At 71.7% G+C, this 10,636-nt stretch carries 2 protein-coding genes and 15 pseudogenes; 16 read left to right on the top strand and 1 reads right to left on the bottom strand.

The genetic code is table 11. The features are described 5' to 3' along the window. The 13 genes and pseudogenes from UG55_RS46440 to UG55_RS46430 all read left to right on the top strand — a co-directional run. Positions 1–248: pseudogene (locus tag UG55_RS46440) on the top strand (class II glutamine amidotransferase); the annotation flags it as partial. A gap of 40 nt (positions 249–288) precedes the next feature. After that, positions 289–493: pseudogene (locus UG55_RS46435) on the top strand (class II glutamine amidotransferase); the annotation flags it as partial. A gap of 721 nt (positions 494–1,214) precedes the next feature. Continuing rightward, positions 1,215–1,303 (top strand): annotated as a pseudogene (locus tag UG55_RS44495) (LLM class F420-dependent oxidoreductase); the annotation flags it as partial. Between the two features lie 32 nt (positions 1,304–1,335). Further along, positions 1,336–1,562, top strand: a pseudogene (locus UG55_RS44485) (LLM class flavin-dependent oxidoreductase); the annotation flags it as partial. 1 nt (position 1,563) lies between these two features. Further along, positions 1,564–1,686 (top strand): annotated as a pseudogene (locus UG55_RS44480) (LLM class F420-dependent oxidoreductase); the annotation flags it as partial. 1 nt (position 1,687) lies between these two features. After that, a pseudogene (locus UG55_RS44475) lies at positions 1,688–1,800 on the top strand (LLM class F420-dependent oxidoreductase); the annotation flags it as partial. A gap of 1 nt (position 1,801) precedes the next feature. Then, positions 1,802–1,871: pseudogene (locus UG55_RS44470) on the top strand (hypothetical protein); the annotation flags it as partial. An 11-nt stretch (positions 1,872–1,882) separates the two neighbouring features. Continuing rightward, positions 1,883–2,077: pseudogene (locus UG55_RS44465) on the top strand (LLM class F420-dependent oxidoreductase); the annotation flags it as partial. A 287-nt stretch (positions 2,078–2,364) separates the two neighbouring features. After that, positions 2,365–2,495: pseudogene (locus UG55_RS44460) on the top strand (ATP-binding cassette domain-containing protein); the annotation flags it as partial. Position 2,496: 1 nt separating this feature from the next. After that, positions 2,497–2,708 (top strand): annotated as a pseudogene (locus tag UG55_RS44455) (ABC transporter ATP-binding protein); the annotation flags it as partial. 1 nt (position 2,709) lies between these two features. After that, positions 2,710–3,102, top strand: a pseudogene (locus UG55_RS44450) (AAA family ATPase); the annotation flags it as partial. A gap of 491 nt (positions 3,103–3,593) precedes the next feature. Further along, the gene (locus UG55_RS26315) at positions 3,594–4,355 is read left to right on the top strand and encodes an ABC transporter permease (protein ID WP_066073240.1); all 762 of its coding nucleotides are present in this window, start codon (positions 3,594–3,596) and stop codon (positions 4,353–4,355) included. A 90-nt stretch (positions 4,356–4,445) separates the two neighbouring features. Next, positions 4,446–6,384 (top strand): annotated as a pseudogene (locus tag UG55_RS46430) (FUSC family protein); the annotation flags it as partial. 829 nt (positions 6,385–7,213) lie between these two features. Here the strand turns inward: UG55_RS46430 and UG55_RS48380 are convergent. Further along, positions 7,214–7,465, bottom strand: a pseudogene (locus tag UG55_RS48380) (hypothetical protein); the annotation flags it as partial. 452 nt (positions 7,466–7,917) lie between these two features. Between UG55_RS48380 and UG55_RS26300 the strand changes: the two are divergent. The 3 genes and pseudogenes from UG55_RS26300 to UG55_RS26295 form a co-directional block, all read left to right on the top strand. After that, the gene (locus UG55_RS26300) at positions 7,918–8,100 is read left to right on the top strand and encodes a hypothetical protein (protein ID WP_066074568.1); all 183 of its coding nucleotides are present in this window, start codon (positions 7,918–7,920) and stop codon (positions 8,098–8,100) included. Between the two features lie 1,269 nt (positions 8,101–9,369). Continuing rightward, positions 9,370–9,510, top strand: a pseudogene (locus UG55_RS44435) (IS1380 family transposase); the annotation flags it as partial. Between the two features lie 31 nt (positions 9,511–9,541). Beyond that, a pseudogene (locus tag UG55_RS26295) lies at positions 9,542–10,419 on the top strand (IS1380 family transposase); the annotation flags it as partial. Positions 10,420–10,636 lie beyond the last annotated feature (217 nt).

Below are 10,636 nucleotides of genomic sequence, written 5' to 3'. Positions count from 1 at the left end.
GCGGTACTTCGCCCTGATCACCCGCGAGCTCGCCGCGCGCGACGGCGATGTCGGCGCGGGCATCACCGCCGCCGCCAACTGGATCGCCGAGCACGTGCCGCTGTACTCGATCAACATGGTGCTGGCGACCCGGCACGATCTGTGGGCGCTTCGGTATCCGGACACCAACGGGCTACATGTGCTGCAGCGCGCACCGGGTGGGCGCAACCAGCGCCATCTCGACCACGCCAGCCCGTTCAGCGAGATCCNGGTGCNGTCGCTCGACCTTCGGACCAGGCCGGCGGTGGNGGTGGAAAGCGAGCGGATGGACGAGGACCCGCGGTGGCGGCAGATGGACAGCGGGGAACTGCTGCACGTCGGCCCGGACCTCGCTGTGACCTCTCGGCTGATCCTGGCGGGGCCTCCGGCGCGCCAGCTGAACCTCGACGACCTCCGCCCCGAGGCGGCCGCCTCGCAGACGACCGGGGTCGCGGACGTGCAGCTCCCCGCCTGAAGACGTGCGGCTCCCCGCCTGAATCAGAGTCCGCGGGGCGCGCCCCGAGGGCGGGCGGCCCACCGCGACGGGTTGCCGGCCCCGTCCACCACAGGCTGTGGATAACTTGTGGAAAGTGTGTGGAGAGCTGTGGACAGCCGGCCGGGTGCCCGCCGGCCCGATCGGGCCGGTGGACCGACCACACCCGAACACCTGCCCCGGCGCTCGCGACCGGTCCCGCCACCTGCACTGTTTCCCGGTGGTTCCGGTCATGGGCCGCCTTGCGAGGGGGTCACCCGGTCCGTGCTGAGGGTGACGATCGTCCCCTCCGCTGGCTATGGTCGTCACAGGGCCCGTCTCACCTGAGCCGCCGCTGTGGCGGAGTCCCGGCTCCCGGCTCCCCGGCCACCGGGTGAACCGCCAACTTCNCCAGGCCCGGTCCTCCGCCCCCCGAATTCGCCGGGGGTGGTCCGGCAGCTCGACGAACCGGCACACCAGACGACTCTCACCCAGCGACCCGTCACCGAGCGACCTGTCACACCNACGGGGTAGATGTCGTCGTTGTCCCACCTGCCAGTCGGGGTGGCATACCCGTTCCGACCCCGTCGAGACGTGAGGAGGGCGGCGGCTTCGGGTAGGACGACCCGATCGGATCGCGGCGTCGATGACGACGANGTGACCAGCGAGAAGGGATCACGAGTGACCATGAATGTAGCCAGGACCGGGCTGTGGATGTCCGCCNGGCAGTGGCCACACGGCACGGCCGAACGTCGCGACACCGCCCAGGAACTCGCGGAGCTGGGCTACGACATGGTCTGGCTCGGCGGGGCCNCCGCTGACCTGGAGCTTCCCGCGGCCCTGCNGGAGTCCACCGAGCACCTCCTTGTCGGCACCGGGATCCTCAACATCTGGACCGAGCCGGTCGACCTGTTGGCGGACACCTACGGAATGCTGGAGAAGGCCCACCCCGGCCGACTGCTGCTGGGCGTCGGCGCGGGCCACGCGCGGATGGTCGAGACCATGACGGGCCGCCGGTACCGTCGCCCGCTGACCGCGGTCGTCTCCTACCTGGACGCGCTGGACGCGGTGGNCATCCCGGAGTCCGCCCGGGTGCTGGCGGCGCTCGGGCCCCGCATGCTCGGCCTGGCGGCCCGGCGTTCGGCCGGGGCGCATCCCTACCTCGTCACCCCTGAGCACACCCGACTGGCCCGGGANATCCTCGGTCCCGGCGCCCTGCTGGTGCCCGAGCAGAAGGTCGTGCTGGAGGTCGATGCCGACCGCGCGCGGACGATCGGCCGGGCCGCACTGTCGATCTACCTCGACCTCCCNAACTACACGAACAACCTGCGCCGGCTCGGTTTCACCGACGCGGATCTCGCCGGGGGCGGCAGCGACCGCCNGGTGGACGCNCTCATCGCCTGGGGAGACCTGGACACCGTGCGGTCACGTCTGGACGAACACCGGGCGGCCGGCGCCGACCAGGTCGCCGTGCAGATCCTCACCGGCGGCCACGAGCTGCCCCGGGAGCAGTGGCGTGCCCTGGCCACGGGGCTCGAGCTGCGGCGATCCGCGGTGGTCGGCGCCAGCCCGGCCGGCTCGCCCTGATCCGCTTCCGGCAACGGGATTCCGCCGTCTGACCGGATTTGTCGTCCGACAGATTCTCCGGCGGAGTTTGCGCGCTCCTCGGGAAATCACGCTGCGGGCAGGTCGGCACACCCGTACCGCCCTGCCCCCGACGCCGCGGTTCCGCCTGGCCTGTCGGGAGTCCGACAGGCCAGGCGCCTTTCGGCCACCCCCGCGTTCGGAAAGTGTCGGCTGGCGATGAAAGCATCGGTCCAGCGGCGGCGGACGCCTGGTCGCTGCAGCGTCGATATGACCATGAAGGGAGCGTGATGATCGAGGCACGTGGGCTGACGAAGCGCTACGGGAGCACCCTGGCGGTGAACGCCCTGTCCTTCTCCGTGCAGCCCGGCAGGGTGACAGGATTTCTCGGCCCCAACGGCGCCGGAAAGTCCACGACGATNCGCATGATTCTCGGGCTGGACCGGCCGTCGGCCGGCGATGTCCGGATCGGCGGTCGCCGGTACACCGACCTGAAACAACCACTGCGCGAGGTGGGCGCGCTCCTGGACGCAAAATGGGTGCACCCCAACCGCTCCGCGCGGGCCCATCTGCGCTGGATGGCGGCGGCCAACCGGATTCCGGCCAGCCGCGTCGACGAGGTCCTGGAGATCGTNGGCCTCACGGCCGTCGCCGGTCGCCGGGCCGGGAGCTACTCGCTCGGCATGGCGCAGCGCCTGGGCATCGCCGTCGCGCTGTTGGGTGACCCGGGCGTCCTCCTGTTCGACGAGCCGGTGAACGGCCTGGACCCGGAGGGCATTCTCTGGATCCGCCAGTTCATGCACCGCCTGGCGGACGAGGGCCGCACGGTCTTCGTGTCCAGCCACCTGCTGTCCGAGATGGCGCTCACCGCCCAGGACCTGGTCGTCATCGGCCGTGGTCGGCTCATCGCGCAGACGAGCACCAAGAACTTCATCGACTCGGCCTCCGACTCCTCGGTGCGGGTGCGCGGGCCGGAGCTGGCGCGGCTGCACAGCGTGCTCAGCGGCCAGGGCCTGGCCGTGCAGGAGNCCCCGGCGACCCAGGACGCCCCGGCCACGCTGATCGTGCGCGGCAGCTCCACCGAGCAGGTGGGCGAGCTGGCTGGAGCCGTCGGGCTGGTGCTGCACGAGCTCACGGCCTCCCAGGGCTCCCTGGAACAGGCCTTCATCCAGATGACCAGCGGTGAGGTCGAGTACCACGCCGGCGGCGTCGCGCCGGCCGGCTTCCCTCCGCCCGGGGCCGTCCCGCCGCCCGGCGGTGGATCCGGCCCGACGGCGCAGAACCCCGTCGTTCCCGGCGGAAACGCCGGTTCGGCCACGCCTCCGCCACTCCCGCAGCCTCCGCCACTCCCGCAGCCTCCGCCACTCCCGCAGCCTCCGCCACTCCCGCAGCCTCCGCCACTCCCGCCGCCTCCGCCACTCCAGCAGCCACTGGCACCGCCACAGCCACTGGCACCGCCGCAGCCACCGTCACCGCCCGCCACACAGCCCGGGGCCGATGCCGGGANGGTCGGCAAGCCATGACACTTCTGACAGTTGAGCGGATCAAGCTGTTCTCCACCCGGTCGCCCTGGTGGTGCATGATCGTGGCTGTCGCGCTGACCGTCGGCCTGACCGCCATCTTCAGCGCCGCGACCAAGTCCAGCCAGCTGGCTGACCTGACTCCGGCCGCCACCCAGTTCGCCTACAACTTCGGGCTGGTCGTCATGATGGTGATGGCAGCACTGGCCGTCACCAACGAGTACCGGTTCGGGACGATCAGGTCGACGTTCCTCGCCGCCCCCGACCGCACCTCGGCGCTGTTGGCGAAGGCGGCGGTGGTCGCCGGGCTCGCCGGGATCGTCGGAGAGATCACGGCGGTGGCTTCCTGGGGCGTCGCCAAGGTGATCCAGCCGGATGCCCCGCTGGCACTCGACACCGCGCAGGAATACCGCAACGTCTTCGGCGTCGGGCTGATCTACCTGTTGGCCGCGCTCTTCGCCGTCGGCCTCGCGCTCCTGATCCGGCACACCGCCGGGGCGATCGTGGTCATGCTCGTGTACCTGCTTCTCGCCGAGAGCCTCCTGCCGGTCATCCCCCGGATCGGGGACCACCTCCAGGACTGGCTGCCGTTCATCGTCGGCAACAACTTCATCGTCGCGGGGCAGACCGAGACGAGCGACGGGCCACCGGTCATCGAGGGCCTGCCCTTCGGGCCCTGGGGATCGCTCCTCTACTTCGCGGCGGTCTGTGCCGGCGTGGTGGCGCTCGGCCTCGTCTCCGCCAAGCGCCGGGACGCCTGAGCGGCGGCGCCCTCCGCACCACCCGCACCCCCGACCGCTCGTCACCAGCCTGGTTCTGGCCGGTGACGAGCGGTTTCAAGGATGTAGCGGATGCGTCGCCACCCGCCCGCACGGGTAGCGAACATTCCGATGCGACAGCGATGGCCGCGGGCCTGGAACCCTGATCCGGGGTACTTCTCCGTCACCTCGGCGGCACGGGTCGCAATAGTCGCGCCCGCCCTGCTCGCGATCGTCGTCATGTTCGTCGGCAATGTGCGGATGAGCCTGTTCACCTGGTTCAGCGTCATCGCGCTGCTGGAGTTCGTCGACTTCGAAGGCCCACGGCGCTCCCGGCTCAACGCCTATCTCACGTTGGCGGTAGCCGGCGCCGCGCTGATCGTGGTGGGAACGCTGTGCTCGGGCTCGCTGCCCCTCGCGGTGTTCATGACGGCTGTTGTCGCGTTCGTCATCATGTTCGCCGGCGTCCTCCACCCCTATGTGGCGGTGGCGGGACGTTCCGCATTGCTCGCATTCGCCCTGTCGGTGATGACACCCGGCCCGGTCAGCGCCATACCGGAACGGCTGGCGGGATGGTGCCTGGGCGCCGCGGGTTCGATCACGGCCGCGATGTTTCTGTGGCCTCGCCGTCCACCCGACCGGCTGCGCGCGAACATGGCGGCGGCCTCCCGGGCCCTCGCTGACGGCGTGACCTGGCATTCGTCAGCGGCCTGTCAGGCCCCGCCGCCCGCGGTAGGGGCGGGGGTCGAGACGGCGGGGGTGGCGGCCGCGGGCGTGGCGGCCGCGAAGGCGGAGGCCGCGGCGGCGGAGGCGGAGGCCGCGGCGGAGAAGGAGACGGCCAACGCCTGGGCCCAACTGCGGCGACTGCGGCGTGAGTTCGCCGCGACGGTCCACCGGCCCACCGGCCTCGGCGGCCGGGCCGCGGCGCTCGGCTACGTCTTCATCGATCTCAACTGGCTGTTGCCGTTCGCGCTGCCGTGGCCGGAGCGGGACCGCGCGGCGCGAGCCGGCTTCCCCGCCGAGGCCGCCGAGCTGCACTCCGCCGTGGCGGCCACACTGCGCGCGGTCGCGGCCCGCTTCGACCCGTCCGACCAGGGCGGGACGCAGCCCGCTTACTGCCGCTGTGCTGGTGGCCGCCAGGGGGACCACGCCGCCGTGGGAGATGACCGCCTCGGGATGGCGCGCCTCGAACGCGCCGAACGCGCCATGCGCACCGCGCTGCTGCGACGACTGCGCAGCGAGGACCCGGCGAGCGCCGACGGCTTCCCGCGCGCTGAGCTCGCGGCCGCCGAGGCGTTCCGGCTGCGCCGGCTCGCGCGGGGGACCCGAGACCTGGCACTGGACGTCCTGAAGGCCACCGCGCCCGCCCGCGGCCGGGGTCGCCCGGCGAAACGGCCGCGACCCCGGCCCGGAGCGGCGCGGCTGCGCAACCGGGTACGCGACCGGGGAGCGGCCGCTGCCGATCTTGCCGCCGGCTATGCCAGCTCGCGGTCGGTGTGGTTCCGCAACAGCGTGCGCAGGGCACTCGGGCTCGCGCTGGCCGTGGTCGTCTCCCAGGCGGTCGGCGTCGACCATGCGTTCTGGGTTGTGCTGGGAACCCTGTCGGTCCTGCGTACCAACGCGGTGGCGACCAACACCGCGGCCGCGCGGGCGCTGGCCGGCACCGTGCTGGGTATCGTCGTCGGCGGCCTGGCCGTCGCCGCCGCCGGTGGCCACACCGCCGGGCTGTGGGCTGTTCTTCCGCCCGCGGTCTTCCTCGGCAGCTACGCCCGCCGCCGGGCGGGTTTCGCCCTCGGGCAGGCCGGTTTCACGATCGCGGTGATCCTGCTGTTCAACATCGTCGAACCGGCGGGATGGAAGATCGGGATCGTCCGGGTCGAGGACGTCCTGATCGGGTTCGCGGTCAGCATGGTCGCCGGGGCGCTGCTGTGGCCGCGCGGCGCCGTGGCGGTGCTGCGGAACCGCGCCGAAGCCGCCTACCTGACCGCCGTGGCCTTTCTGGAGACCGTGGTGTCCCTGCTCCCCGGCAGTCNCCCGGCCGGGCGGGAGCCCGCTCCCGAGCCCCAGCCCCAGGCCGCCCGCCAGGAGCAGCCGGTGCGGGCGGTGGACGCGACCGGGTCGGCGGTGGACGCGACCGGGTCGGCGGTGGACGCGGCGGCGCGGGGACGGGAGGCGATCCGGGCCGGCCGCCTCCTCGATGACNCCGTGCGGCACTTCCTGGCGGAGGACCCCCCGGAGCGTTTCGACATCGACGCGCTGATGATGATCGTCGCGGCGGCCCAGCGGATCAGGCGGACAGCCCTGGTGCTGCGGCGGGGGGACGTCAACTGGCCGGCTGATCTGCCCGCTGTCGATGAGACCACGGGGCTCGGCGCGGCCCTCGTCGAGGCACAGGACGCCCTCGCCGAGGATCTGGACGAGCTCTGCCGCTGGTACCGGCAGTACGCCACGGCGCTCGGGGCCGCGGGCCCACCGCCCGCTCCCGATCCGGTGCCGGGCCGAGGCGGAGCGGCCGGTCTCGCCGTGCTGCGCCGGGTCGAAGGCGATCAGGACCGCCACGTTGGGATGGCCGACCGCGCTCCGGTGGCCGACCGCGCTCAGGTGTTCGGTCGCGCCGAGATGCTCGCCGGCATCGCGCTCGCGGCCCGATCGACCTATATCGACATCCTGCGGGGCATCGAGCCCATGTTGACCGCCGCTGCCGTCGCCTTGGAGCGGACGTCCGGTGCGGGCCGCGGCATTGATCACCTATGGCCCGGCGGCGGAGGTGGGGGCGACAGCGACGGAACCGGCGGTGGCAGCAGTGGAAGCGGCGCCGGGGTCGGTGGTGATGGGGGCGTGGCGCGGGGTCCGGCGTCCGATCAGGCTCCGGGTCCCCACGGGTCGCGACCGGCCCCGGCCCGCTCGCGCGCCTTCATCCGCGCCTCGTAGACGTGTCTGCGCCCGTCGGCGAGCTGCTCACGGACCTGCCGCTCCGTCGCGACGAACGGGCGGTAGTAAAGACCGTCGTACTCTTCGACGATCTGGAAGGTCCAGCGGCCGTCCAGGACGTTGCGGCCGTGCAGCTCCCGGCGGACGTCGTCCGCCAGCCGCTCGTGCCCGGCCTCCCGCAGNGCCTCCAGCGCCTCACCCAGGATGATGTCGGCCCTTCCGGAGAGCTGATGGAAGGCGTAGAGCGCGCCGCGGGCACGTTCCACCCACTCCNGCGCCTCGCTGAGCCTGCCGGTGGCGTCGGTGGTCGCCTCGTCGAGCTGCGGGGCGGTCCGGTCCTCCGCGGGGTGGGCCGCGGCGCTGTCTGTGGTCTTCGCCGTGGTTCCCCGTGCCGCCGGCCGGGTGACGCGACCCGGCTGGTTCGCGGTCTCAGGTGTCTGTGTGCTGGTCACANGGTCGGCCNGCCNCGGCAACCCGCGACACAACCCAGAGTGGCTGCATGGCTCCATTTCGTGTCGGAATGNGGTGGAGGGCACCGAGAAGTCCGCTGTGGCAGACCACCTCTCAGCCGCGTGGACAAACGTGCCGGCCACACCGTGGCTGATGGTTACGGTGGAACGAAGAGGGGTGCACCATGCCGAACCCGGCAGGGTTCATGCCGAAGATCGGTGCGGGGCTCGTCCCATGGCGGGGGCCGGTCGGCGATGCCGACGACCTGGCCGATGTGGACGCCGGGTGTCCGCCCGGTGTTGGTGATCTCGTCCAGGCTGCTCAGGGCGGCGTGATGGTGTCCTTCCCCGCGGCCGGCGGGCCGTAGCGGGTGACGGCGCCAGGCGTCAGGAGTATCACGGAGCCGATCCGGCGCCGAGGAGTGACGTCACGGACAGCGCTCCGGCGGGCTGTGAGATCCTGGATCGGTACCCGGCGGGCACATGGCGGGCAGACTCCGGCGAGCCGGACGTAGCCTGACGAAGTGACCCCAGGTCAGGAGGGCTCGCCTAGTGGCCGATGGCGGCGGTCTTGAAAACCATCTCGGCGCCAACCCGCCCACCCGTCGCGTGGTCCTCCTGACCTCGATGAACGGGTCACGACCTGGCCTGTCGTCCAGTGATGATCGTTGACTGTGGTCTCACTGAGCCCCACCCGTACCAACTGCTGACGAGCGTCCACGGAACAGACGCGGAACGGTTCCGTGGCCTCGCCAGCAATCGTGATCTTGGATTGACGGCGATGTTGACCAAGGTGTTCGTTGGCAAGCCGACCCGTACCGCAGGTGCGCCAGCACCGAGGAACGGAAGCGGCGCGGCAGCATCCTGGGAGTCGACCACCCGATTACAAGACGGATCACCGCGTATCCGAACATACCGGAACGTGCCGCGCCGTGCCGCAAAATCCGAGGTCAGGGCGATTTCCGTGCCGGAATGTGCCGGCAAATGCCGCGCCGTGCCGGGACATCCGCGCACACAATGCGCACACACGCCACGGCAAACCCTGACATAACAGCCGATACAGGACACGTAAAGCGTGCCAGTTACAGAAGGTAGCCGATCCCGAACGNGGAAGCGTCGACCTGGCCTGTCCGAGACGGACTCAGCGGGCAACCGGCGACCGCGTGCTGGCCGGGCCGACGGTTACTGGTTGCACTCCTCGCGACGTCCCTGGGCGAAGGCGTCCAGCTCGCCGGGCGGNGAAGACCAGGACGGGCACCCCGGTGCCACGTCTACCGCGTCACGCCCAGATGCGGTGCCCGCTGGACGCGGACCGGCTGGGGACGGAGGGACGCGGCACCACGAACGGCTGCATGCCTGCGGTCACACCGGGCTCTCGCCCCCGAGGCGGGTTCGCGATGTTGACGCCGGCGTCGTTCACACCGCCGCTGGACGTTGCGGCGGACAGCCGAACGCAGGTGGGCCTGCCCCGGGTCGCCATGGGGAGAACAGCCGCCGACAGCGACCTGCGGCTCTACCCTCGGGCTTTCACCGGGGTGATCGTCTGTTGGGGTGCTGGGAATAGGAAAGTGCTCCTGAGCTGGGAGGATTGGGCTTGCTGAGGGCCTGAATCAACCGAACCAAGGAGCACCTTCGCGGTGAAGACTACCGCTCTGTATCCGTCTGTCCGCGTGGACGCCGCCGGGCGTGGAATCGTGTCGCATGCGGGCGGGCTGATGTTGACCGAGACGGTCCGGGCCAGCGGGCTCGGGCAGGCCCTGTCGGTGGCGTTGACGCCGNGGCGGCCGGGTCGGGCGGTGCACGATCCANGCAAGGTGCTGTGCGATCTGGCGCTGTCGGCGGCGTTGGGTGGGGACTGTCTCGCGGACATCTCGCTGCTGCGCGCGGAACCAGCCGTGTTCGGACCGGTGGCGTCGGACCCGACCGTGTCCCGCACCATCGACCGGCTTGCCGGCGATGTCGAGAAGGTGCTGAAAGCGATCGACGCCGCCCGGGCGGTGGCCCGGGCCCGGGTGTGGGAGCTGGCCGGCGCGCACGCCCCGCACGCCGGAGTCTGCGCCGACGATCCCCTGGTCGTCGATCTGGACGCCACCCTGGTCACCGCCCACTCGGAGAAGGAGAACGCCGACCGGACCTGGAAGAAGGGGTTCGGGTTCCACCCGCTGTGGGCGTTCGCCGACCACGGCCCGGACGGGTCCGGTGAGCCGCTGGCAGTGCTGCTACGCCCCGGCAACGCCGGGGCGAACACCGCCGCCGACCACATCACCGTGGCCACCGCCGCACTCGCCCAGCTACCTCGGCGGCTGCGCCGGAGCCGGTCGGTACTGATCCGGACCGACAGCGGCGGCGGCACCCACGCGTTCCTGGACTGGCTGCACCGCCGCCGGCTGGGCTACTCGGTCGGATTCACCCTGCCCGAGAGCGCGGTCGACCTGATCGCCACGGTTCCGCCCGAGGCGTGGACACCTGCCTACAACGCCGGCGGGCAGCCCCGCGACGGCGCGTGGGTCGCCGAACTGACCGGGTTGATGGACCTGTCCGGCTGGCCGGTGGGCATGCGGGTCCTCGTGCGCAAGGAACGCCCGCATCCGGGCGCCCAGCTGCGGATCGTCGACCCGGACGGGAACCGCTGCACCGCGTTCGCGACCAACACCCCCCGCGGCCCTACCTGTCAGCATGAGGTGAGGCAGGTTCCAGCCGTTATCTTGTGACGGGGCGGGTAGGGAGGACGACGATCGTGGNGGTGTCGGTGACGGCCGGGCGGGATCTGGCTGATGATGGTCGGGTGGGAGATCGGGAGGGTGGTCGGCCGCGGCCGGATCCGGAGGTCGAGCCGAAGGCGCGGCGGCGGTCGTTCACGGCGGCGTACAAGCTGCGGATCCTGACCGAGTACGAGGCGGCCGG

This window comes from Frankia sp. EI5c (genome assembly GCF_001636565.1).
In the GTDB taxonomy this organism is placed as follows: Bacteria; Actinomycetota; Actinomycetes; order Frankiales; family Frankiaceae; genus Parafrankia.
This window is presented reverse-complemented; position numbering and strand designations above follow the sequence as displayed.